The following is a 23460-nucleotide window of genomic DNA, read 5'->3' as shown; positions in this document are numbered from 1 at the left end:
CCGTCGCCTCGCCAAGCGCGCTTGATCCCACATAAATGTTCTTGTTATGTTCTGTTCTCTCGAACGGATCGTCACCATGGCCGGGATCAAGAACAGTCACCTCGCCGCCGAGGAGGGCAAGCGCCGTCCGACCACGCTCGGCGAGCTCGGTGACGCCCGGATCGATGTCTTCTGCTGGTGCAACCGCTGTAGCCACAATGCGGTTTTGGCGGTCGAGATGCTGATCGGTGAGCTCGGTCCCGACTTTCCGGTGCCCGAGGTCGGCGCCCGGACCCGCTGCAGCGGTTGCGGATCGAAGGATGTCGCGACCCGGCCGGCTTGGCCGTCGCTGGGTCTCGTCGCGCGGCACTAAGATTTTCGCTCGATTGGCGTCGAAATCGGCCGCCGCCATTCAGTTGGCTGGAGATCTATGATATGGTTGGTCGTTGAAGAGGAGGTTCGGAAGATGATCCCGCCGGACAATCAAGACTCGTCCTCAAAAAACGAAACCACATCATAGAGAAATGGCCCGGTCTCGGATCGGGCGGTGAGCTTTCAAGCCACCCACAACGCAACCCCGCCGGCGGATCCCAGGCGGGGTTGCTGGTTTGCCCGCGTTCAATCGTCCGCTAGCATCACGACAGTGCTCGTCATAGCGCGCCCGGGCAAAGCCCGTACTCCCACTCGATGGTGCCGGGTGGTTTCGAGGTCACGTCATAGACCACCCGATTGACCCCGCGGACCTCGTTGACGATGCGGGTCGCGGTGTGGTCGAGAAACTCGTGGGCGAAGGGAAACGGCTCCGCCGTCATGCCATCGGTCGAGGTCACCGCGCGCAACGGTGTGAAGTCGAGTTTAGAGGCAAATCCGCGATCCCGTTGTGAGGCAGATTCTGCGATGAAGCTTGAAATTCTTGAACTGAAAGAAGTTTGGACCGACGAATTGAAGCGTCGCGGTGACTGGGTTGTCGCGAATATCGACACTTCCATCGCGTGGCCGGTCAGAGTTCAAGAGCTGCCGTACGATGGGTGGAATTATTGGACTATTCCAGTCACACGCGATGCCTTTCCGGGGATTGCAGCCCGCGCTGATGGTATTTCACGGGACGAATTGCGGAAGCGCATCCTCCGATTTCTGAGTGTGATCTCATGGGTCGAAGGTAAGGGAGCGGTGCTCGAAGCCTTTTCCGGTGGTAGCCTTCCCCATTCAATTGGGCGAGGCAAGGAAGGCGGTTACGTAATCCGTGATGGTTTCGACCTTCCTTACCTGCCGGTTATCGATTCCGAGAGAGCAAAACTTGCCTTAGCACTGATGCGCGAAGGGCGGGGATTAAGTCACCCTGCTTATTCATTCCTCTCCTTTTTTCGTGCGATTGAAGTAGCGGTCGGAGACGGTCCCGCACGACGGGCGTGGATGCCGGACGTCATTGGAAGACTAGAAAACATGCATGCCAAGAATGCCGTTGCAGAGTTGAAGGCCGAAGGCGTTGCTGACATCGCGTTACACCTGTTCGAGTCGGGGCGCTGCGCGATTGCCCACGCCAATGCGGACCCAATTATTGATCCAGATGACCCGGCGGACTCTCGGCGTCTGTATCGCGAACTGCCGATCATTGAAAGTCTTGCCGAAATGGCGATCGAAGAAGAATTGGACTTTAAGACCTCGATGACGGTGTATCGTGAACACCACCATGAGCTTGCGGGGTTCAAAGCTGCTTTTGCCGATGACCATGTCGAAAAGCTTATACGTGGGGACGCCATTCCTCCCGGCACTCAGTTTGACCTCCCGACTATATCTGTTCGTTTGCGTGGGAAACCACCTTTTCCGGCTCTTGAAGGATTGGTGCCACTTCAACTTGAGCAAATTGGTTCGCGAGCCTTGTTGATCTATGGGAGAGAAGACGGCTCGCTACAGGCCAAGTTTTACCTCAACTTTGCGGAAGAACGATTGGAATTCGACATTTACGAAGGCGTCTTTGGGATCTCAGATGACGACTCAGCGGCCTACGCGGATAGAAAGGCCGACCTGATTGATTTCCAGAAATGGTACTTACTTAATGGGAGCCTTGAAATAGTTGATACCGAAAGCGGGAAAGAGATTGCTAGGAAGGATGCGTTTATACCTGTGAATGTCATCGTTCAACCTGAAGGCTTCGACAAAGAAATAGAGCTTTGGCGGGGAATTGCAGAGACCCGACGCGGATTGGAAATGTCAGGCAGTGAAAAGCCAGGGCCGTGAGATGGCGATAGGCGTGCAACGAGCCAGCTAAGGTCAGCTTTTCGCACACTGTCAACCGTTCGAGAACTTGCAGGAAACGGCCGCTTGCGCCTCATTTGGCCAGCTGGCCCCGACAGCTAGTTTCCGACTGTCGTGCAAAGCGGACCAAGTTGCGACAATGAACGGGATGTCCATCTTGGCGTGAAGTTAGTGCGGCGAATTCCATCATCATACATTTGTTCTTATTTGGGAACTATCGCCAGAAGCCTTTACGCTTTCGCGCGCTGTTGCCGCCGATCGTGGCCGTTTCTAATACTCTCACTCCCACTCGATGGTGCCGGGCGGTTTCGAGGTCACGTCGTAGACCACCCGGTTGACGCCGCGGACCTCGTTGACGATGCGGGTCGCGGTGTGGTCGAGAAACTCGTGGGCGAAGGGAAACGATTCCGCCGTCATGCCGTCGGTCGAGGTCACCGCTCGCAGACCGCAGACATACTCGTAGGTTCGCCCGTCCCCCATGACGCCGACCGTCTTGACCGGCAGCAGGACGGCGAACGCCTGCCAGATCGCATCATAGAGCCCGGCGGCCCGGATCTCTTCGAGATAGATCGCGTCCGCCTTGCGCAGGATCTCCAGCTTTTCGGGCGTAATCGCGCCCGGAATGCGGATGGCGAGCCCGGGTCCGGGAAACGGATGGCGGCCGACCAAGGACTCCGGCAGCCCCAATTCGCGGCCGAGGGCGCGAACCTCGTCCTTGAACAGCTCGCGCAGCGGCTCGACCAGCTTCATGTTCATGCGCTCGGGCAGGCCGCCGACATTATGATGCGACTTGATGGTGACGCTTGGCCCGCCGGTAGATGACACCGATTCGATGACGTCGGGATAGAGCGTGCCCTGGGCGAGGAAATCCGCCCCGCCGAGCTTGCCGGCCTCCTCCTCGAAGACGTCGATGAAGGTGGCGCCGACGATTTTGCGCTTGCGCTCCGGATCGTCGACGCCATCGAGGCGCGACAGGAAGAGGTCGCTCGCGTTCCGCGCCACCAAGGGGATGTTGTATTTGCGGCGGAACACGGTTTCGACCTCTTCGGCCTCGCCGGCCCGCAGCAGGCCGTGATCGACGAAGATGCAGGTCAACTGATCGCCGATCGCCTCATGGATGAGGACCGCGGCGACCGACGAATCGACACCGCCCGATAGGCCACAGATGACACGTCCCTTCGCCACCTGCGCGCGAATTTGCGAGATCGCCGAATCCTTGAACGCGGCCATCGTCCAGTCGCCGCGGCATCCGGCGACATGATGGGCGAAATTGGCCAGCAGCCGCCCACCCTGAGGCGTATGGACGACCTCGGGGTGGAACATGAGGCCGTAATATTTCCGCCCGTCGTCGGCAATCACCGCAAACGGTGCGTTCTCGCTGACGGCGACGGCACGAAATCCTTGCGGCAAGGATTCGACCCGGTCGCCGTGGCTCATCCAGACCTGCTCGCGCTGCCCCTTGTCCCAGAGTCCATCGAACAGCGCGCAGTCGTCGACAACCTCGATGAAGGCGCGGCCGAATTCGCGATGGTCGGCGCTCTCGACGCCGCCGCCGAGTTGCGCGCACAGGGTCATTTGCCCATAGCAGATGCCGAGCAACGGCACGCCCATCTCGAAGACGATGTCGGGCGCCCGTGGCGTGTCGTCGTCGATAACCGACGCCGGCCCGCCGGAAAGGATAATGGCTTTCGGCGCGAAGGCTTCGATCCGCTCGGCCGCGGTGCTGAACGGTGCGATCTCGCAATAGACCCCCGCCTCCCGCAATCGCCGGGCGATCAGCTGGGTGACCTGGGAACCGAAATCGAGGATCAGGATACGGTCGGTCATAATTCGATCCTATGGAACAGTTCGGACGCGCGTATGCAAGGGCTCACCGACCCTGGCGCTCGAAAATGGCGATGAAATAGCCGTCCGTCGCGGTCCGTGCCGGGCTCAGCCTCACATAGGGTCCGCCACAGGGACAGCTCCGCTCGACGACCCCATCCCACACGTCATTGGCCGGCAGCGCGACGAAATCCGCATGGCTGTCGAGGAACCACGCCGCCTGATTCTCGTTCTCTTCCGGCAGCACCGAGCAGGTCGCATAGACCAACTGCCCGCCATGCCCGACGCATGCCGCGGCGTCGGATAGGATCGCCCGCTGCGTCGCCACGTAGAGGTCGAGATCACCGCGAGACAGCCGCCACTTTGCCGCTGGGTCGCGCCGCCAAGCACCCGATGTGCTGCACGGCACGTCGGCCAGCACGCGGTCGGCACCGTCTCCCAAACCCGTCAACCTGCCGGCCCCACCGAGCGGCCGCACATCGACGAAACCTCTGATCCCGGCCCGCTGCAGGCGCGGCATCATGGCCGCCAGGCGACGCTGCTCGATGTCACACGCGACGAGCCGACCCCGCCCTTCCATCGTGGCGGCCAGCGACAGCGTCTTGCCGCCGGCCCCGGCGCAATAATCGACGACCGTCATGCCGGGCTGCGCCGTGGTCAGAGCGGCGATCAGTTGTGACCCCTCGTCCTGGACTTCGATCAGGCCGTTGCGGAACGCCGGCGTGTGATCGATCGGCGTGCCCTCGGCGATCCGCAGACCGAACGACGACATCGGCAACGGCTCGGCCGCGATGCCGACCGCCTGAAGGTCGGCGCGCACGAACTCACGCGTCGCCTTCAACGAGTTAACCCGGATATCCAGCGGGGCCGGGCGATTGAGGGCCTGCAGCTCCGCCACCACGGCGCCGTCGAAAGCGCTGTGGAGCGATTCGTCGAGCCAATCGGGGTATTCGCCACGAACCGTTTCCGGCTGTTCGGCGCTGTCGATCATGTGGCCGCAGAGCGCCGTGATCAGGGTTCGCTCCGCCGCCGTCAACGGCAACGGCCGATAAGTTCCGCCATCGAACAGCCCGGCAATCGCCCCCTCTTCCAGCCCGTCGGTAAGGACCAGCGAGGCGATCATGCGATCGCGGTCGGAAATCGCCTCACCGCCCAAATGGCGCGAGCACCACCAATCGAGGCGGGCGCGGCTGCGGATGATGGTGTAGATGCGGCGCGAAATCGTGCGGCGGTCCTTGGCACCGGCATACCTGTTGGCGCGGAACCAGGCGCGCAGGACGCGGTCGGCCGGGCGCCTATCCGACGCCAGCAGCCCGAGTATCTCGATAGCGCTTTGTAAGCGTGCCCCCGGCGTCACCCTGACCCTCCGCCGCCTCCTCAGATGTTGGGGCGATAGTTTGGCGCTTCCCGTGTAACGCTGACGTCGTGCGCGTGGCTCTCCTGGATCCCCGCGTTCGTCGTGCGTTGGAAAACACTGCGGGCCTGGAACTCGGCGATTGTCCCGTTACCGGTGTATCCCATGGCGGCACGCAGTCCGCCGACCAGCTGATGAACGATATTCGCCACCGACCCCTTGTACGGAACCTGCCCCTCGATGCCTTCCGGCACCAATTTCAGACTATCCCGGATCTCCTGTTGGAAATAGCGGTCGGCCGATCCGCGGGCCATCGCGCCGACCGACCCCATGCCGCGGTAGGACTTATAGGACCGGCCCTGGTAGAGATAAACTTCGCCCGGGCTTTCATCGGTCCCCGCCAAGAGTGAGCCGATCATGGCGCAATCCGCGCCGGCGGCGATCGCCTTGGCCAAATCCCCGGAATAGCGAATGCCGCCGTCGGCGATGATCGGCACCTCGGCCTTGTGGCCGACCTCGACCGCGTCGAGAATCGCGGTCAATTGCGGCACGCCGACACCGGCCACGACGCGGGTCGTGCAAATCGAACCCGGCCCGATCCCGACCTTGATCGAGTCCGCCCCGGCGTCGATCAACGCTTTTGCACCATCAGCTGTGGCGACGTTTCCGGCGACGATTTGGGTATGGTTGTCGAGCTTTCGAATGCGCCCTACGGAATCGATAACGCCCTCGGAATGGCCGTGCGCGGTATCGACCACGATGATATCGACGCCAGCGTCGAAGAGCGCCTGGGCGCGCACCAAGCCGTCATCACCAACGCCGGTCGCCGCCGCCACGCGGAGCCTGCCGTGCTCGTCCTTGGTGGCATCCGGAAATTGCTGCGACTTCTCGATATCCTTGACCGTGATAAGGCCGATGCAGCGGTAGGAATCGTCGACGACCAGCAGTTTCTCGATGCGGTGCCGATGGAGCAGTCGCTTGGCCTCGTCGCGATCGACTCCCTCCTTGACGGTGATCAGGTTCTCGCAGGTCATCAGTTCGCGGATCGGCTGGCCGGGGTCGCTGGCAAAGCGCACATCGCGGTTGGTCACGATACCGACCAAGCGGCCGCCATCGCCCTCGACCACCGGAATGCCGGAAATACGGTACTCGGTCATCAGCGCCAAGGCATCGGCCAAGGTCGCGTCCGGGTCGATCGTCAACGGGTTGACGACCATGCCCGATTCGAACTTCTTGACCCGGCGCACTTCGTTGGCCTGGGCTTCGATGTCGAGGTTCTTGTGGATCACGCCGACGCCGCCGAGTTGCGCCATGGCGATCGCCATCGCGCTTTCGGTAACCGTGTCCATGGCCGCCGATATCAACGGAATACGCAGCTCCACGCTGCGGGTCAGGCGCGTTCGGGTATCGGCGTTTTTGGGCAGGACGGCGGATTTGGCGGGCAAGAGGAGGACGTCATCGAATGTGAGAGCCTCGCGAAATTCCATGCCGCCTCCGAGTCCGAATTTGGCGCCGCACTATACAGACGACAATTGAAATCCCCAAGGAAATTGGTGGCGGCGGAGGTGGATTCTTGAGCCCCCGGCTAGGCCTCGCCACGAAATCCGGTTGCGACGACGTACATTTCGGCCGAGTCCTTTCGGCTCGCCGGCGGTTTGACATGCCGAACAGTGGCAAAGGCCCGCTTCATGCGAGCCAGGAGCGCCGATTCCGTACCGCCCTGCAATACCTTCGCGACGAACGCGCCATTCGGCGCCAGTACCTCGACGGCGAATTCGAGCGCCGCTTCGCACAGCGCCATGATGCGCAGGTGATCGGTTGCCGCATGGCCGGTCGCCGGCGCGGCCATGTCGCTCAGAACCAAATCGGCCTGCCCGCCGAGCCGATCGCGGATCCGGTCCGGTGCATCGACATCCATGAAATCGAGCGGAAGAATCTCGACCCCGGGCAAAGGGTCCATCGGCAGCAGGTCGACGGCCAGAACCGAACCGCCGCCGGATCCCGCCCCGACCCGATCCGCGGCCACCTGCGCCCAACCGCCGGGCGCGGCGCCCAAATCGAGGACCCGCATGCCGCGACGCAGCAGGCGGCACCGGTCATCGATTTCGGCTAGTTTGAACGCCGCCCGCGACCGGTAGCCCCGGCGTTTGGCCTCGGCGACATAGGGGTCATTGAGCTGACGCTGCAACCATCGCGTCGACGACGCCTTGCGACGCCGCGCCGTCTTGACCCGGACCGCCGGATCGCGCGAGCCGCCTTTTCCGGGCCCGGACACCTTCCGCGCCACGTTAATGCTCCGCCGATCGCGTTGTAGCAACCAACCCCATCAGGATGCCTTCGCGCAGGCCGCGGTCGGCGACGCGCAACCGTCCGACCGGCCACAAGCGGCAAATGCCTTCGAGAATGGCGGCGCCGGCGACGACGAGGTCGGCGCGCTCGGCTCCGATACAAGGATGGGTCGCCCGTTCCGCGCAGCTCATTGCCGCCAGTCTGCGGCTAACGCCGAAAATGTCGTCGAAATCGAGGTAACTGCCATCGACGCGCCGCCGATTGTAGCGGCGAAGATCAAACAAGATGCCGGCTAGTGTGGTCACCGTGCCCGAGGTTCCCAACATCTGCACCTGCCCCGATTCGACGTGGATCGAGATGCGGTGGCGGTCCTCGAAGGGCACGAGTCCGTCGACTACGTGGGACACCATGGTGTCATATTCATCGGCCGACACGCGACCGCCGCCGAATCGCTCGGCGAAACCGACGACCCCGAACGGCAGTGAGACAAAATCCTGCATCGCCGGTGCACCGGTGTCGGAGACCGTCAACCAGATCAGTTCCGTGCTGCCGCCACCGATATCAATGACCAGGGCGTGAGGATGGGAATCGTGAAGCAGCGAGGAACAGCCGACCAGAGCGAGGCGTGCCTCCTCGTCGGAATCGATGATTTCGAATCGAATCCCGGTTTCGGCGCGGACTCGGTCAAGAAACTCGGCCCCGTTGCGCGCCCGCCGGCAGGCCTCGGTGGCCACGCTCCGCGTCACCGTCACACCGCGCCGCGCCATTTTTTCGGCGCACACCTTAAGCGCGTCGAGCGTGCGCGCCATGGCGTCCTCGTCGAGGTCACCGGTATCCGACAGGCCTTCGCCGAGGCGGACGATGCGGGAAAACGAATCGATGACGCGAAAACCTTCGCGGCTAGGCCGCGCGATCAGCAGCCGGCAATTGTTGGTCCCGAGATCAAGCGCGGCATAGATCGGCGGCGACGGCGACGAATTCCGTCGCCGATCCTGTCTCGACATCTGCCGATCGTGTGCCGCCATCACCATTCCCGGATCTAATCGGTCCGAATTGGGCGCAAAGATTAGCCTGTCCACGGCACCGCCGCCAGCCTCGGGCCGACACGGTGGAGACTGTTCACAGCGGTTCGGGTTATGGTAAAAGGCTGCCGCGTCGGCGGCGACCGGGCGTCGTCCCGCTTGGGGGATAGTTCAACGGTAGAACACGCGGCTCTGGACCGCGTAATCCTGGTTCGAATCCAGGTCCCCCAGCCAATTCATTAAGTTATCGCTTTATAAAGATAATTTGGAAACTCTTGGGCGATCTAGCCCATTGGCTAGCCCATAAAAGTGGTCCAAGCACGGCGGCGGCCTAAACCACAACTTGACGCGGGCCGGCTGTACCCGTAGCCGTTCGTGTGGAGCGGTAATGGCCATGGCTTTCAACTACCCCATTTCCGAATGCGATGTCCGCGAATGTGATCGGCCCCGGTTGGAGAAATTCCGGGAACGGTTCAGCGTGTGGCAAGAATGGCTGTCGAATGACGAGCATTCAATCTGGAGGCAGATTCACGGGATGCTTTGGAACGATATGGTGTTCCGAACCATCAACGAATGCCGCCGCATAGCCCACAAGTGCCCATCACCCAATGTAGATTTCAACCGGGCCGTGGCCTCGTTCATTGACGAAGGCTATGTGGCCAAACAGTTGCTCGCGATCCGGCGCTTGACGGAAACCAACGGACGAGGTGACGCGATCAACATTCCCCGGCTCTTGGATGACATGAAGGCCAACGCCGATCTGTTCACACGCGAGATGTACGTGTGCCACGACGGCTTGCCATTCGACCCGGAACCCGCACGCCAACGGAGTTTGCGGACGCTGGCAGCCGAGGCAAAGAAGACCAACGGGGTGACGGTCACCAGTCTACCGACCAATGGCCCCGAGGCATACGACACGGCAACACTTGTCCATCAACATTTCGACTGCCTCATTGGGAATGAGAATGGTCAATGGTTACGCAATGACAAACTTGACCCGGCCATTTTCGATAAAATCAAGAGTAAGCTCGGCATTTGTGCTGGCATTAACAAGGTTGCCTCCAAGTTCATTGCTCATGCTGCCGACGCGGGATCACGCGGCCAACTAGACGAGCAGGAAAGGGCCGTCACATTGAATAGAATTGAAGCGGGTCAGCGGAAGATCTGCCGAGTAGTAGCCTACATAAACGGTCCGCTTCTCTACATCAGCGATTCGGGATTTTTACCAACTCCACAGTACGACCACCTGAAGCATCTCGAAAAGCGATGGCTCGATCCGAAGAATACAGAAATAATCGACGATTTCTGGAATAGTCGTGCTGAGAAGGTCGAATCGTGGACGAACGGGAACTGGAATCAGCTACTCAACCTTCCAGGCTAGCAACTTTAGAAATAAGCGCGCGTGAGTCATGGATTAGGTGGCACACGACACGTTCTCGATGGTCGATTTGCGAGAGTGCCGCTGGTTCGACAAAGGCTATTCGAGATTGTGGCTCAATAGGAAAGGCACCGGACGATGGCGGCGCCATCTCAACTTGAAAGACTCTCCACGCGGGATTGCGGACGTGCGCGGGCCGTGGCCGAGTCCGGTATCGTCGAGGGGCGGGCCGCCTAGCCCAGAACACCATGCACAAGGTATTCGTCTATGGAACGCTCAAGCGCGGCTTCGCCAATCACGACGCCGGGATGAGCGGGTTCGCCTTCATCGGCCGGGTCAGGACGATCGACGCCTACCCGCTGGTGATCGGCGGGCGATGGTTCTCCCGCTATCTCATCCCGGAGCCGGGCGTCGGCCATCGGGTGTTCGGCGAGGCCTATGGCGTCGACGATCGAGGCCTGCTTTTTCTCGACGATTTCGAAGGCGCCGGGACGCCGAACGGCTATCGCCGCATTCAGGTTAGCCTCGAAGGCACGGACGACGGGGCGACATTTGACGCGTGGACCTATGGCAAGGACCGCGCGGCCATCGCCGGGACACACTCGGCGCCGATGACGGAGTATCTCGACGATTCGCAATACGTGCCGGCAGCGCGGCGCAGCAGCCGATTCTAAACGACACTTCGCCGCCGGGAACTACGCTTTGGGCTGCGCCTGGCGCTGCACCTTGGCCCAGGTGTCGCGCAGCCCAACAGTGCGGTTGAAGACCAACCGTTCCGGCGTCGTATCCGGATCGAGGCAAAAATATCCCAGGCGCTCGAATTGGACCGTTCGGCCGGTTTCGGCATCACCAAGACTCGGCTCCAGCCGGCATTCGGTTAGGATCACCTCGGAATCCGGATTGAGGTCGTCGAGCAGTTCGCCATCCGCTCCGGGATCGGGGCGGGTAAAAAGGCTGTCGTAGAGCCGTATTTCGGCCGCGACCGAATCCTGCGCCGAGACCCAGTGCAAGGTCGCCTTGACCTTGCGGCCATCCGGCGCATTGCCGCCGCGGGTCTCGGGATCATAGGTGCAGCGCAGTTCGACGACCTCGCCGGCCGCGTCCTTGACCGCCTCGCGGCAGGTAATGAAATAGGCATAGCGCAAGCGCACCTCGCGGCCCGGCGCGAGGCGGAAAAACTTCTTCGGCGGATCCTCCATGAAATCGTCGCGCTCGATATAGATTTCACGCGCGAACCGGAGCGATCGTTGGCCGGCCTCAGGGTCTTCCGGATTGTTGACCGCTTCCAGCGTGTCGTCGCCGTCTTCGGGATAATTTTCAATCACCACCTTCAACGGCCGCAGCACGGCCATCCGCCGTTCGGCCGATTTGTTGAGATCCTCGCGGATGCAATGTTCCAGCAGCGCCATCTCGACGGTGCCATCGCCCTTGGTGATCCCGATGCGCCGCGCAAAATCCCGAATCGCGGTGGGCGGAACGCCGCGGCGGCGCAACCCGGACAGGGTCGGCATGCGCGGATCGTCCCAGCCGCGGACATGGCCCTCGGTGACCAACTGAACGAGCCGCCGCTTCGACAGCACGGTGTAGGACAGGTTGAGCCGCGAAAATTCGTACTGGTAGGGGCGCGTCGGAACCGGCAGGTTCTCCAACAGCCAGTCGTAGAGCGGCCGGTGGTCCTCGAATTCCAGAGTACAAAGCGAATGGGTCACGCCTTCGATCGCGTCCGACTGGCCGTGGGCGAAATCGTAGGTGGGATAAACGCACCAGGCCTCTCCGGTGCGCGGATGGTGGGCGTGCAGAATGCGGTAGATGACCGGGTCGCGCAGGTTGATGTTGCCCGACGCCATGTCGATCTTGGCCCTGAGAACCCGCGCACCTTCGGCAAATTCGCCCGCCCGCATGCGCCGGAACAGGTCCATGTTCTCGGCGGCTGCGCGGTCGCGGTACGGGCTGTTGCGGCCCGGTTCGGTCAGCGTACCGCGATACGCGCGGATTTCGTCGGGTGACAGATCATCGACATAGGCCTTCCCGGACTCGATCAGGTTCTCGCCCCATTGATAAAGCTGCTCGAAATAATCCGAGGCGAAATGCAGATGCTCGCCCCAATCGAAACCGAGCCACCGCACGTCCTGCTGGATCGTCTCGATGTACTCGACATCCTCCTTGGTCGGATTGGTGTCGTCGAAGCGCAGGTTGCAGTAGCCGCCGAATTCCTCGGCGACGCCGAAATTCAGGCAGATCGACTTGGCGTGACCGATATGGAGGTAGCCGTTGGGCTCCGGCGGAAAACGCGTGACGACGGTATCGCGGCGACCGGACGCGAGGTCCGTGCGCACGATCTCGCGGATGAAATCGAGCTTGCCGTCATCGCTCCGCGATTTCTCGCCGGTCGAAGATTCGACGTTTTTCATGGCGTTCTCATTGACGCATTCGTCGTTGCAGGAATTCGGGCGATGATCTAGCGGTTTTCGCGGCGTCCGCCAAGAGGGTGCAAAATTCAGTCATCGATATCGATCGGCATTCCCGCCTGCCAACCCCGGTCGCGCAGTTCGACAAGTTTACCGAGCGCCTCCTTGCGATCGGTGTGTAACAGCAGCACGAGGAGGTCGCCCTCCTCCGCCCATTCGAGCGCTTGCCGCAGGCCGTCGAGCTCGGAATCCGCGCTGCCCACGACATCGCGCGGCGCGCCCAGGGAATCGAGTTCCTGGGCGATCAATTCCGGCACCTCCCCCGCTTCGCGACCGCGAAGGGCTTTGGCCATCTCCTTGACCAGGATGCGGTCCGGGCGCGCGTCCCAGACAATGCGGGCGAGATCGCGGATATCCTCGTCGCGGCGGTCGCCGGCCTGGCCGAGAAGAAACAGGCGCCGTCGCGCCGGCAGATGCCGGATCCCATCGATCAGCGCGGCGACGCCGTGAGGATTGTGGGCGAAATCCACGAGTACGGTCACGCCGCCGAGGTCGATGAAATTGCCGCGGCCCGGATTGTCCTCCGGCCCACCGCTGAATTTGGCCAGACCCTCGGCCATCGCCGCAACCGGAAGGCCAAGGACATCGGCCAAGGCGATCGCGCCGAGGGCGTTCGACAGGTTGAAGCGCGCGGCGCCGTTCAGGCCGATCGGAAAATCAGCGACCTCGAGGACCGGGATCCGCTCCTGTCCGCGGGCGAGGACCAGCTGGTCCTCGGCCAAAACCGCCGCCTCGCCTCCGGACGCCAGCCATGCCGCCATGAATTCGCTGTCCGGAGACAAACTGACCCAGGTGATTTCGCCGTCGAACGCCATGCCATGGCGGACCAGTTGCGGATCGTCCGCATTGAGGATCAGGCGCCCACCCGGCTCCACGCTCCGCGCCGGCAGGAATTTCGCCTCGGTCAACCCGGCCAGATCCATGACGCCGTACTCGCCGAGGTGGTCGACGGCCACGTTGGTGATCAAACAGGCGCGGACCCGGGGGATCGTGAGTCCACGCCGCAACAGGCCGCCGCGAGCGACTTCGAGCACGGCGAGGTCGGCACGTGAGTCGCGCACCGCGCGACGGGCGCCGCCGGGCCCCGAATAGTCGCCTTCGTCGACGATTTCGCCGCCGACGCGAACCCAATCGCTCGAACACAGGCCCACAATGCGACCGGTGGCGGCGCCGATCGCGGCGGTCAGGCGGACTGTCGTCGACTTGCCGTTGGTGCCGGTGACCAGTCCGACCGGGATGTCATGCACGCGGTCCCAATCGATGTCGTCGACCGTCGGCAAGGCATCGTCGGGCCAGGCCTGGCATCCAGTGCCGAGCCCCACCGATGCCCTGTCTTCACCGTGAAGAAAGACCACACCCCGGGCACGGGCGGCTGCCTCGATGGCGACCAGAGCGGGATTTCGCTCTTCCGCGATATTCGCGCGTATTGCAACGGCAGCCGGCTCCAGCTCGGACACCGCGGCACCGTCCCATAGCGCCCGCGCCTCCTCCCAGGCCCATTCGACGATCTCCGTCGCCGCGTAGAGGCCATCGATCGGCGCACTGACGGCGAGGCTCGCGCCACCCTGGAACGGCCGTATCGCCGTAATCGATTGGCTCCAGCCCACCGCATCCAACATCCGGCGCGCCTGGCGCCGCCACAGCGCCGCGATATATCCTTCGTCACCGGGCGGCAAGTCGGCCTCACCCGCCGCGCCCGGTCGGTTCATGATCAGATTGGCACCGGTCAGCCGGCGTATGTCGGATAATTCCATGGCCCCACCCACCGCGGCGGAAAGTATCAATCTGCCTCTTCCGGTTCCACCGCGAGGCGCACGCCGCGTTTGTCGCGGACCAGTTGCAGGCTGCCGATCCGGGCGAGGTCGGGCACTTCGGGCGCATCGACCACCGGCCGTGCGTCGGCCAGTGGATCGGGTACCGCTTCGGCCACGGCCGAAGCAGTGGCCTCCACTTCGTCTTCACCATTCTCGTGCGGCCGGTTGAAGTAGATGATCTGTTTCCAGCTGCGCCCGATGTTGTCGCCAAAGATAAGGACGAGGTCTCCCGCCTCGGCCATTTCGAGCGCGGTGGCAACGGCCTTTTCTTCTTCCGGGATTACCTCGATAGCGGATTCCGCCACGCCATTCTCGATCAGGGCCCGGCGCATGATCTGCGGCACCTCGTCCGGCCCCCGTCCGCGGGTATTGTCATCGCGACGGCAGATATAATGATCGAACACGCCGGCCAGTGTACGTGCCGCCTCGACGATGTCTTCGTCGCGGCGGTCGCCCGGCAATGCCACGACGCAGATGCGGCGGCCCGGAGGGTCCAGTTGTTCGACAAGCCGGCACATCGCGGCCATCGCGCTGGGATTGTGGCCATAATCGAGGATGACCTTGAACGGATGCTCGTCGAATACGTTCATGCGACCGGGCGCCTGGAAATAGGAGGTCGTAAACGTCCGCAGCCCGTGCCGGATGTCTTCCAGGTTTTGGTCCAGGCTGTAGGCGATGGCCACCGCACACATCGCGTTCTGAACGTTGAACATGGCCCGGCCTTCAAGCGTGGCAGGAATGAGGTGCGTCCACATCAGCGGGATATGGGCGCCATTGTCGTAGATGGTGACCATATGCCCGTTCATGCCCTGCTCGAGGACAACCGCGCGGCCGCCGGCGCGGACGTGCTCGCGGACCAGGGGATGGGTGGCATTCATGGTGATGTAGCAGAGATTTTCGGCCTCGGTGTGTTCGGCCATCTTGAGGCATAACTCGTCATCCGCGTTAAGGACCGCGGTATTCTTGGCGACTTCGACGACGATGCGCTTGACCTTCGCCATGTCCTCCAGCGTCTCGATGCCCTTCAATCCGAGGTGGTCGGCGGCGATGTTGAGCACGGCACCGACGTCGCACCGTTCATAGCCTAGGCCGCGCCGCAACAAGCCGCCACGCGCCGATTCGAGGACGGCGGCATCGATCGACGGATCGCGCAGGATCATCTGCGCCGCCACCGGCCCGGTCATATCCCCCTTTACCGTCAAATTGCCGTCTATATAGACGCCATCGGTGGTCGCCAATCCCACCGTGTTGCCGGACATCTTGAAGATGTGCGCGACCATCCTTGCGGTGGTCGTTTTGCCGTTGGTCCCGGTGATCGTCGCGATCGGAATCCGCGACGGCATCCCCGGCGGAAACAGCATGTCCATGACCGGCCCGGCCACGTCCCGTGATTGGCCTTCGCTGGGCGCCACATGCATGCGGAATCCGGGTGCCGCGTTGACTTCGCAGATCGCCGCGCCGGTTTCCTTGAATGACTTGCTGATGTCCGAGCACAGGAAATCGACACCGCCGACATCGAGCCCCACCGCCTTCACCGCGCGTACCGCCATGTCCCGGTTGTCCGGATGAACGATGTCGGTGACGTCAATCGCGGTGCCGCCGGTCGAAAGGTTGGCCGTCGACCGCAGATGGACGACTTCGCCGGCGGGCGGAACGCTGTCCTTGGTGTAGCCCAGCTTCTCGAGCATCTGGTTCGCCTGACGGTCGAGCTCGATGCGGGTCAAGACCTTCTCATGGCCGACGCCGCGCCGAGGGTCGCTGTTGACCTCCGCGACCAGCTCTTTGACGGTTTGGGTGCCGTCACCGATGACATGGCCCGGAACCCGCTTCGACACGGCGATCAGCTCTCCGTTCACCACCAGCATGCGGTGGTCGAGGCCTTGAATGAACGACTCGATGATGACTGCTTGGCTGCTGCGATTGTTGGATTGCGCATGCTCGAAGGCGGCGCCCACCGCCTCGGCGTCGGCGACCCCGATGGAGATGCCGCGACCGTGGTTCGCGTTGAGCGGCTTGACGACGACCGGATATCCGATTCGTCCCGCCGCGCGCACGGCATCCTCCGCACCGTAGACGAGGCGCTGCTTCGGCACCGGCAAGCCGAGGTCGGCGAGAATCCTGTTCGTTTCCTCCTTGTCGGAGGCCAATTCGACGGCGATGTGATGGGTCTCGCTGGTTACCGTCGCCTGGATACGGCGTTGGAACCGTCCGTGACCGAGCTGGACCAGGCTCTGCGCGTTCAGCCGGATCCAGGGAATGTCGCGTTCCCGCGCTGCCTTGACCAGCGAGGCCGTGCTGGGGCCGAGCGCACGGCGCTGAGCAAAGCGAATAAACGCGTCACGCTCTTCGTCGAATACGAAATCAGGCCGCCGGAGATCTTCGTCGACCAGGTCCTGCGGCAGGAGATGGTGGATCAGGTCGAGCGCCAGCTGTCCGGCCTGAAGTCCGACTTCCTCCTGTTCGTATTCGTAAACCATGTTGTAGACGCCGGCCTCGCCGGCGCCGCGGGTCTTGCCGAAGCTGACTTCGGCCCCGGCGACGTTCTGCAACTCGATCGCCGCATGCTCCCAGACATGGCCCATCCAAGTGCCCTCTTCATCGCGCAGGCGGCGGACGAATCCGCCCGGCTCGCCATAGGAGCACCCGTGTTCGTGCAGGCCGGGCAGCGTTTCCAGCAGAGGGCCGATGAAACCCTCGCCCAAACGGCCTGTCGGCCATTCTTCGAGGATCCCGATATCGACAAGATGTCGGATCATCGGGAAGAGCGCATAGATGTTCGGTCCTCGATAGACCGATGTGTCGAGGATCCGCATGACCCAGTTCTCCCTGCCTTTAGCTGCGTTGGTCCGCAGGATTTGCCGCTCGGGTCGTCAAATCGTAACGATCACCCTGAAGCATTATATGCAACCTGACGCCGATTAGGCCAATTGGATCGCCGAGCCGTGCCGAATCCATCGAGGAGCGATCGATATGGCTGGGATCGATGACCGTCAATCCCCCGCTGCCCAACACTTCGATCCGATCCTCGGGATCGATAAACGCCGCCGTGTCCTCATCGAGACCAATGCCGACGGCGAACGGATTATAGGCCAGCGCGGTCAGCAATCGTCCCAACCGATCGCGTTGCCTGAAATGTTGATCGATGATGATCTTGTTGGTCAGGCCGAGGCCGGGGGCGAGGTGTACCATCCCGCTGCGCGGCGTGGCGCCATCCGCGCCGTGGGCGATCATGTGCTCACACAGAAAGGCCGCGCCGGCGGAGGTTCCTGCGATTGGAACCCCGTCGGCGTTGCGGCGGCGCAGAATTCGGGCCACCGAGGTGCCGCCGATATTGGTCGACAAGCGCAACTGGTTACCACCGGTTAAGAAGACCCCGGTCGCCGCGGTGATCTGCTCGTGCACCGATTCGATTTCGCAATCGCTTCGGCTTTCTATCCTGACGATGTCGACCCGTGGCACACCAAGCTGGCGAAAGACTTTCTTGTGCTGGGACCCCGCCGTCTTGAGCCGCGACGCGGCTGGAATCACGACGATCCGTCCGTCCGGACCACCGCTGAGTTCAGCGAATCGCGACAAAATCTCAGACGATCGAACTTTGCGCTCACCGCCACCAATCGGGATGATCCATCCCCGCTGCCCGTGGTCGGGCGCCATCGCAGGACACACGTTCCGAACTTCCCCTAGCTGGCGAAAAGGGCGCTAACATCGGGGATCGTCGATGTGCCGTCAAGCATAGACAGAGGGGAATTTATAACTAATCGATCCGGCCTTTGCGGCGGCCATAAAGAAGCGTCACGTTGATCCGCCGATGCTCCCTTACCGCGCACGCAAATGGGATTTGGATATCGTCGCCCGGCGGCCGTCCGTCACCGGTTCGGCGGCCCGATTCTTTGGCCAGCCGATCCCGGCGACGCCGTTCGCGACGGTTGGGACTATCGGCCATGGTCACGATACGCCCTCAATCTCCTGGACACGCGTCACCGCGTGCCGATTTCATATACCAAATACACGAACTTTCGTAGTCCGTCGCGGCCGTCATCCAGGTGACGGGGATATCGAAACCGGCTTGTGAGTGTTTGGCGCCCGTCTTATCCTCTGTTGTCGGGCAATGGTCGTGGACGGTTCGGCACTCCGCGCGGGCGGCTGTTGAGGCCCAAAACGACCACGTCCGGCACCGGTCAGGGAGGGCACAAAATGGTGGATAAGAACGATAAGACGGAGAGCAAATCGGCCAAATCCGATGCGGCTTCAAAAAAACCTCAATCCGGAGCCCCAACCTCGGATACGGGCCCGGCGAAGGGAGAGGCTATTTCAGCCGAGGTAAAAAAGCCCGCTCCGGCTGCGCCGTCGCCGGAGACACCAAAACCGACACCGAAGCCCGAAAAGCCGGCCGCGTCGTCAGCGACCGAAAAGAGTGCCGCCAAACAAACGACGGCGAGCGGCGGGTCGACAAAACCGCCGGTGCAGTCGAAGCCTGCGGCGACGGCGCGGCCCGGCGGCGAAAAACCGTTACGCCCGACCTCGGGCTCGGCCGCCGGAACGACTTCGTCCGGGGTCGATTGGAGCCTGCCAAATGGGTTGCGCTCACCGTGGCTCGTCTCTGGCCTTATGGCAGTTATCCTCGTCATCGTCATCGTCGTTCTGGTTGGGATTTATGATTCGCGCTCCGCTGCCCTCCGGTCCGAGCAGCAACGCCTGACCGAAGCGGTCGCGAACCTGACGCAGCAGCTCGAGGACGAACATTCGGCCGCCGGCGAATCGGGCAGCGCGGTCGCCGCGCTAGAGGCGATCAAGCAGGAGATCGCCGACGCCAAGACGCAGCACGAAGAAGTGACCGCGGCAATCACTGGCCTGAGCGAACAGAAAGCGCTTGCCGAAACCGAGTTGTCGACGACCCGTGAACAGATCGCGGCGAGCCGCGATGTGCTCGACGCCGTTGAGAAGGAATTGACAGTCTTTCAGACCGACGTCGAAGAGCTGATGGCGGAGCAGGAAAAGGCGACGGCACTGGAACAAAAAGTCACCGATCTCAGTGCGCAAATCGAGGAGCTCGAAAAGCAGCGCGCCGACCTGAGTGGCCTGGTCGCGGCAACGGCCAAGGAGCTCGAACAGGCGGTGACGGGCCTCCGGTCGATCCAGCAGCAACTGGGTGAATAGCCCCAATCGGGCAGCGCCCGGTGGCGATCATCCGATTTGATCGGAAACTATCGAACCGGTGATTGTTGCGCCGGTTCAAACCGACGATGTTATTTACTAGAATAGGCGCCGGAACGTGCCCGGTAGCGGCGCGCCTTGTATCAAAATCAACGCACTCTGGAGATCATCATGGCGAATGTCGACTGGTATATCGAAGGCGTCGAATTTGGCAATTGCAACTGCGATTACGGCTGCCCGTGTCAGTTCGAGAGCCTACCATCGGAGGGTCATTGCCGCGGCTTCGAAGTTCTGCGCATCGACAAAGGCCACTTTGGCGACGTCAAGCTGGACGGTCTCTGTGCCGCCATTCTCTATGCCTGGCCAGGACCCATATTCGAAGGCAATGGTGAAATGCTGGTGATCGTCGACGAACGCGCGGACGAAAGCCAGAGGGATGCGTTGATCAAGGTGCTCCACGGCGAGGAAACTCTTGATGAGGCGACCCACTGGTGGGTCTTCCGGGCCATGTCGAGCACGGCGCACAAACACCTGGTCAAACCGATCGAGTTCGAAATCGATGTCGAAGCGCGAACGGCGCGGGTCTCTATTCCTGGCGTTCTCGAATCGACCGGGCGGCCGATCAAGAGTCCGGCGACGGGCGAAGAACACCGCGTCCGCATCGACATCCCCAACGGGATCGAGTTCGAATTGGCCGAAGTCGGCAGCGCCACGACCAAGGCCGGTGCGGCGATCAAGTTGGACATCGACGACCGCTATGGCCAGTTCAACAAAATACGCCACTCCGGTTCGGGCGTCGTTCACTGAGCGTGCGGCACTCGGTAGCCGTCGCGGCAGTCGACGTCGCGCCGTGACTAGGTCTGCGCTCGCCATCCGGTCAGCGCGGTTGATTGCCGCGCGCCGAGGCCTCGGCAGATTCCGAACACCGGCGGTCTAAACAGGAGCCCGCAGGAATGAATTCCTCATCCACGCTCGAAACAATCTTGAAAAATGATCGGTTCGTCGTGATCGGCGGTCTGGCCGTCGTCATTGTTTTGTCGTGGATTTACATATTGCTCGGCGGCGGCATGGGAATGACCGCCTTCGAGATGACCACCGAGCCATTTCCGTCACCGAGCGGCTCGATGCCGTCCGAAATGGCTGAGCAAAACGGCCAAAAGACGCCCCCCGACACGATGACCATGGAGCCCGACACGCCGCCGTCGGAAATGAGCATGGAAATGGCGGGAATGATGCAGCCCGCGGTCTGGACGCTCGATTACGCGGTCCTCATGTTTTTCATGTGGTGGATCATGATGATCGCCATGATGCTGCCGAGCGCGGCACCGATGATCCTGCTTTTCGCCGCCATCAACCGCAAACAGCGGGAGCGCGACGCACCTTTTATTCCGACCGGAATATTTGCCTTCAGCTATTTGGTGACGTGGGCGATGTTCAGTGTCGTCGCGGTTGCCTTGCACTGGGTGCTCGACGTTACCGGATTTCTGACCGGGATGATGCAGAGCACAAGCCTGGTCCTCGGCGGCGTCTTGCTGATCGCGGCCGGGGTCTGGCAGCTGACGCCGCTCAAGCATGCCTGTCTCAAGCACTGCCGGTCGCCATTGCAGTTCATTTCCCATCACTGGCGCAGCGGGCGGATGGGCGCGTTCCGTATGGGGGCCGAGCACGGCGTGTTCTGCCTCGGCTGCTGCTGGTTTCTGATGGGTCTATTGTTCTATGGCGGCGTGATGAACCTCTATTGGATCATCGGGCTGGCGTTGTATGTCTTGCTGGAGAAAACCATGCCCCATGGACATTGGCTCGGTATCGTTACGGGTGTCGGCCTTGCGATCTGGGGAGGGAGTCTTATCGCGCTTACGCTGTGACCGGTCGCACCGGCATATCCTGCCGGCTGGCTTGGACATTCGGTGCCGTGACAAGGTTGCGACCTGCCTTGTCATTTCAGCACTTTGCAGGCAGTTTCTGGCGTTCGTCGTTCCTGCCCCCCGTTCGAGGAGACGTTGGCGCGTGAAAATGCATCGACTGTCGATAGGTGCGATTGCGGTCGCGAGTATCATGAGCCAGATGGGCCCGGCATCGGCCCAGGTTTCGCGAACCCCCAACCTCTGTGATTCGTTGGCCAAAGACCTGTCGTCGCGGTATGCGGTGCAGCTGCTGTCCGGTGCCCCGCGGCGCACGGATCGGGCGCCCGACCCGTTGGTCGGACGTTTCGCCACCGCGGTTCAGCTCTACAGTTCGCTGCAGTGCCCGGTAGTCCCGCTGGCCGACATGCTCGAATGCCTTCAGGTCGCGATGATCGAGGTCGACGGCGACATGCGGGCGATGATCAAGCGCCGGCAGCAGTGCGAACAGCAATACCGTACGACGATCACCGGGTCTGAATAGGCCGGCGGGTCAAGGGTATCCGGTCGTGAGCCAATCCCACCCGACACCCGACAAGTACGCGATGCGCGCTCAGTGGAAGGCGCGCGGGCCGCACTGGGACGGCCAGGCCGACCGTCTGGCGGAGATGGCCGACCGGATGAATCGCCCGTTCATTGAAAAGGCGGGGATTACGCCGGGTCAGAACGTTCTCGACCTCGCCTCCGGGGCCGGCGAGCCGGCGCTCACCATCGCCCGCCTGGTCGGCGGCGGCGGATCCGTGATGGCCACCGACTTGGTCGAGGAAATGCTCGAAGGTTGCCGCCGCCGGGCCGCCGCGGCCGGGATCGGCAATATGTCCTTTCAGATCGCGGACATGGAGATGCTGCCCTTCTCGGACGGCCGTTTCGACCGGGTGACCAGCCGGTTCGGGATCATGTTCGTGCCCCGGGCCGATATTGCGCTCAAGGAAATGCTCCGCGTGCTCAAGCCGGGCGGCAGGACTGCTGTGTTGGTTTGGGGACCGATAGCCGCGACGACCATGTTCACCGCGCTGGCCGACGCCGGACGGCGGGTATTCGGGGACGATCCCAGCTTCGATTTTGAGACGCCCTTTCGATTCGGCGACGATGGCGTCCTCGCCGAATTGTTCCGCACCGCCGGATTCCACAGCGTGGCCGAGCACGATGTTCGATTCACCCCGGAAGCGCCGGCCGACCGGGCGTTCTGGGCGCCCCAGCTGCAACTGTCGATGGGCCCGCGGCTGCGCACCGCGACCGAATCCGAAAAATCCGACCTCGACAAGGCGATTCGGCGCGCCTTCGCGCCCAATCTTGACGGTGCCGTCTATCGGCTTCAGGCGCAGGTCAAGATCGTCACCGGCGACAAGAACGCCGATTGATATATTGGTTCGATATATATCTTGACAGTATATAACGGTTAGGTATATAGGCGTCCGTGGAGGTTGCCATGGACGCCAAGACCCTGTGCCTCGGGATTCTCACCCACCGCGAGGCCTCCGGATACGAAATTCGCAAAGCCTTCGAGGAAGGGCCGTTCCACCACTTCTTCGATGTCGGCTACGGATCGATCTATCCCGCCCTCAACCGGCTGGCCGAGGAGGGTCTGGTTTCGTGCCGCGCCGAATCTCAGGAAAAGCGGCCGGACAAGAAGGTTTATTCGATCACCGAGGAAGGCCGACTGGCGTTTACCAATTCGCTCATGGAACCGCTCACGCGCGACAAGTTGCGCTCGGAGTTCTTGTTTTTCCTATTTTTTGCCGACCTGCTGCCGTCGCGGCATGTCGAGCGTGTCGTCGATGACCGAATCGCCGAAATCAAAGCCCAGGTCGCGCGTATGGAATCCAACGACTGCGGCAAGACCGGCGACCCCTGCAGGCAATTCGTTCACGGTTATGGACTTGCGCTCTATCGCGCAATCGCCACCTACATGGAAGAAAACAAGCACATTCTGATTGATCAGGCCTCGCGCGCGGAATTGGGCGCCAAGGAAACCGAGCCCGCTGTATCCGCAGCGGAATAGCAGCAACACGGAAAGACGA

20 protein-coding genes, 1 tRNA gene and 1 pseudogene are annotated in these 23460 nt (G+C 62.1%); 11 read left to right on the top strand and 11 right to left on the bottom strand.

Going from position 1 to position 23460, the window contains the following annotated elements:
• Positions 1-76: 76 nt before the first annotated feature.
• Positions 77-352 carry a hypothetical protein gene (locus GY791_16545; GenBank protein MCP4330036.1) on the top strand — a complete coding sequence of 92 codons (276 nt, stop codon included), beginning with the start codon at positions 77-79 and terminating at the stop codon, positions 350-352.
• 277 nt (positions 353-629) lie between these two features.
• On the opposite strand, the pseudogene GY791_16540 reads toward GY791_16545, so the two are convergent.
• Positions 630-818, bottom strand: a pseudogene (locus GY791_16540) (hypothetical protein).
• 58 nt (positions 819-876) lie between these two features.
• Here GY791_16540 and GY791_16535 point away from each other — a divergent pair.
• Complete coding sequence (locus GY791_16535) at positions 877-2217, top strand: hypothetical protein (protein ID MCP4330035.1); 1341 nt, start codon at positions 877-879, stop codon at positions 2215-2217.
• A 297-nt stretch (positions 2218-2514) separates the two neighbouring features.
• On the opposite strand, the gene guaA is transcribed toward GY791_16535, so the two are convergent.
• The 5 genes from guaA to GY791_16510 form a co-directional block, all read right to left on the bottom strand.
• On the bottom strand, positions 2515-4062 hold the full coding sequence (gene guaA / locus GY791_16530) for a glutamine-hydrolyzing GMP synthase (GenBank protein MCP4330034.1): 1548 nt from the start codon (positions 4060-4062) through the stop codon (positions 2515-2517).
• Between the two features lie 43 nt (positions 4063-4105).
• Entirely contained in the window at positions 4106-5416 is a 1311-nt protein-coding gene (locus GY791_16525; protein MCP4330033.1) for an RsmB/NOP family class I SAM-dependent RNA methyltransferase, read from the bottom strand.
• Between the two features lie 20 nt (positions 5417-5436).
• Positions 5437-6900 carry an IMP dehydrogenase gene (gene guaB / locus GY791_16520; GenBank protein MCP4330032.1) on the bottom strand — a complete coding sequence of 488 codons (1464 nt, stop codon included), beginning with the start codon at positions 6898-6900 and terminating at the stop codon, positions 5437-5439.
• A gap of 98 nt (positions 6901-6998) precedes the next feature.
• Positions 6999-7730 carry an RlmE family RNA methyltransferase gene (locus tag GY791_16515; GenBank protein MCP4330031.1) on the bottom strand — a complete coding sequence of 244 codons (732 nt, stop codon included), beginning with the start codon at positions 7728-7730 and terminating at the stop codon, positions 6999-7001.
• Positions 7702-8733 carry a Ppx/GppA family phosphatase gene (locus tag GY791_16510; protein ID MCP4330030.1) on the bottom strand — a complete coding sequence of 344 codons (1032 nt, stop codon included), beginning with the start codon at positions 8731-8733 and terminating at the stop codon, positions 7702-7704. The genes GY791_16515 and GY791_16510 overlap by 29 nt, the downstream gene beginning before the upstream one ends.
• 151 nt (positions 8734-8884) lie before the next feature.
• Here GY791_16510 and GY791_16505 point away from each other — a divergent pair.
• From GY791_16505 to GY791_16495, 3 genes are all read left to right on the top strand, one after another.
• Positions 8885-8958 (top strand) — tRNA-Gln (locus GY791_16505).
• 160 nt (positions 8959-9118) lie between these two features.
• Complete coding sequence (locus GY791_16500; protein MCP4330029.1) at positions 9119-10105, top strand: hypothetical protein; 987 nt, start codon at positions 9119-9121, stop codon at positions 10103-10105.
• A gap of 245 nt (positions 10106-10350) precedes the next feature.
• Complete coding sequence (locus GY791_16495; protein ID MCP4330028.1) at positions 10351-10776, top strand: gamma-glutamylcyclotransferase; 426 nt, start codon at positions 10351-10353, stop codon at positions 10774-10776.
• A gap of 21 nt (positions 10777-10797) precedes the next feature.
• Here the strand turns inward: GY791_16495 and GY791_16490 are convergent, their stop codons facing one another.
• The 5 genes from GY791_16490 to GY791_16470 all read right to left on the bottom strand — a co-directional run bounded on the left by GY791_16490 (position 10798) and on the right by GY791_16470 (position 19012).
• Positions 10798-12513: a glutamine--tRNA ligase/YqeY domain fusion protein gene (locus GY791_16490; protein ID MCP4330027.1), complete on the bottom strand. Its 1716-nt coding sequence runs from the start codon at positions 12511-12513 to the stop codon at positions 10798-10800.
• 86 nt (positions 12514-12599) lie between these two features.
• The gene (locus GY791_16485; protein MCP4330026.1) at positions 12600-14324 is read right to left on the bottom strand and encodes a Mur ligase; all 1725 of its coding nucleotides are present in this window, start codon (positions 14322-14324) and stop codon (positions 12600-12602) included.
• A 26-nt stretch (positions 14325-14350) separates the two neighbouring features.
• Positions 14351-17197: a cyanophycin synthetase gene (cphA, locus tag GY791_16480; protein MCP4330025.1), complete on the bottom strand. Its 2847-nt coding sequence runs from the start codon at positions 17195-17197 to the stop codon at positions 14351-14353.
• 19 nt (positions 17198-17216) lie between these two features.
• The gene (locus GY791_16475; GenBank protein MCP4330024.1) at positions 17217-18038 is read right to left on the bottom strand and encodes a cyanophycinase; all 822 of its coding nucleotides are present in this window, start codon (positions 18036-18038) and stop codon (positions 17217-17219) included.
• Between the two features lie 605 nt (positions 18039-18643).
• A complete protein-coding gene (locus GY791_16470) occupies positions 18644-19012 on the bottom strand; it encodes a hypothetical protein (protein MCP4330023.1) in 369 nt (122 codons plus the stop codon).
• On the opposite strand from GY791_16470, the gene GY791_16465 reads away from it, so the two are divergent.
• From GY791_16465 to GY791_16440, 6 genes are all read left to right on the top strand, one after another.
• Positions 18993-19541 carry a hypothetical protein gene (locus GY791_16465; protein MCP4330022.1) on the top strand — a complete coding sequence of 183 codons (549 nt, stop codon included), beginning with the start codon at positions 18993-18995 and terminating at the stop codon, positions 19539-19541. The two genes, GY791_16470 and GY791_16465, sit on opposite strands and share 20 nt — an antisense overlap.
• A gap of 168 nt (positions 19542-19709) precedes the next feature.
• Positions 19710-20345 carry a DUF1326 domain-containing protein gene (locus GY791_16460; protein ID MCP4330021.1) on the top strand — a complete coding sequence of 212 codons (636 nt, stop codon included), beginning with the start codon at positions 19710-19712 and terminating at the stop codon, positions 20343-20345.
• Positions 20346-20611: 266 nt separating this feature from the next.
• Entirely contained in the window at positions 20612-21403 is a 792-nt protein-coding gene (locus GY791_16455; GenBank protein MCP4330020.1) for a DUF2182 domain-containing protein, read from the top strand.
• A 190-nt stretch (positions 21404-21593) separates the two neighbouring features.
• A complete protein-coding gene (locus GY791_16450; protein ID MCP4330019.1) occupies positions 21594-21923 on the top strand; it encodes a hypothetical protein in 330 nt (109 codons plus the stop codon).
• Between the two features lie 25 nt (positions 21924-21948).
• A complete protein-coding gene (locus GY791_16445) occupies positions 21949-22800 on the top strand; it encodes a class I SAM-dependent methyltransferase (protein ID MCP4330018.1) in 852 nt (283 codons plus the stop codon).
• A gap of 68 nt (positions 22801-22868) precedes the next feature.
• The gene (locus GY791_16440; GenBank protein MCP4330017.1) at positions 22869-23441 is read left to right on the top strand and encodes a PadR family transcriptional regulator; all 573 of its coding nucleotides are present in this window, start codon (positions 22869-22871) and stop codon (positions 23439-23441) included.
• Positions 23442-23460 lie beyond the last annotated feature (19 nt).

Source organism: Alphaproteobacteria bacterium (genome assembly GCA_024244705.1).
Classification (GTDB): domain Bacteria; phylum Pseudomonadota; class Alphaproteobacteria; order JAAEOK01; family JAAEOK01; genus JAAEOK01.
The sequence above is the reverse complement of the archived record's forward strand: the minus strand, read 5'-3'. Positions and strand labels throughout refer to the sequence as shown.

Bases quoted from the DNA above. Each gene is read 5' to 3' on its own strand.
- GY791_16455 (MCP4330020.1), top strand. From the start codon at position 20,612: ATGACCGCCTTCGAGATGACCACCGAGCCATTTCCGTCACCGAGCGGC.
- guaB (MCP4330032.1), bottom strand. From the start codon at position 6,900: ATGGAATTTCGCGAGGCTCTCACATTCGATGACGTCCTCCTCTTGCCC.
- GY791_16485 (MCP4330026.1), bottom strand. From the start codon at position 14,324: ATGGAATTATCCGACATACGCCGGCTGACCGGTGCCAATCTGATCATG.
- GY791_16535 (MCP4330035.1), top strand. From the start codon at position 877: ATGAAGCTTGAAATTCTTGAACTGAAAGAAGTTTGGACCGACGAATTG.
- cphA (MCP4330025.1), bottom strand. From the start codon at position 17,197: ATGCGGATCCTCGACACATCGGTCTATCGAGGACCGAACATCTATGCG.
- GY791_16490 (MCP4330027.1), bottom strand. From the start codon at position 12,513: ATGAAAAACGTCGAATCTTCGACCGGCGAGAAATCGCGGAGCGATGAC.
- GY791_16500 (MCP4330029.1), top strand. From the start codon at position 9,119: ATGGCTTTCAACTACCCCATTTCCGAATGCGATGTCCGCGAATGTGAT.
- GY791_16465 (MCP4330022.1), top strand. From the start codon at position 18,993: ATGGCAGTTATCCTCGTCATCGTCATCGTCGTTCTGGTTGGGATTTAT.
- GY791_16470 (MCP4330023.1), bottom strand. From the start codon at position 19,012: ATGACGAGGATAACTGCCATAAGGCCAGAGACGAGCCACGGTGAGCGC.
- GY791_16460 (MCP4330021.1), top strand. From the start codon at position 19,710: ATGGCGAATGTCGACTGGTATATCGAAGGCGTCGAATTTGGCAATTGC.
- GY791_16510 (MCP4330030.1), bottom strand. From the start codon at position 8,733: ATGGTGATGGCGGCACACGATCGGCAGATGTCGAGACAGGATCGGCGA.
- GY791_16475 (MCP4330024.1), bottom strand. From the start codon at position 18,038: ATGGCGCCCGACCACGGGCAGCGGGGATGGATCATCCCGATTGGTGGC.
- guaA (MCP4330034.1), bottom strand. From the start codon at position 4,062: ATGACCGACCGTATCCTGATCCTCGATTTCGGTTCCCAGGTCACCCAG.
- GY791_16495 (MCP4330028.1), top strand. From the start codon at position 10,351: ATGCACAAGGTATTCGTCTATGGAACGCTCAAGCGCGGCTTCGCCAAT.
- GY791_16545 (MCP4330036.1), top strand. From the start codon at position 77: ATGGCCGGGATCAAGAACAGTCACCTCGCCGCCGAGGAGGGCAAGCGC.
- GY791_16440 (MCP4330017.1), top strand. From the start codon at position 22,869: ATGGACGCCAAGACCCTGTGCCTCGGGATTCTCACCCACCGCGAGGCC.
- GY791_16450 (MCP4330019.1), top strand. From the start codon at position 21,594: ATGAGCCAGATGGGCCCGGCATCGGCCCAGGTTTCGCGAACCCCCAAC.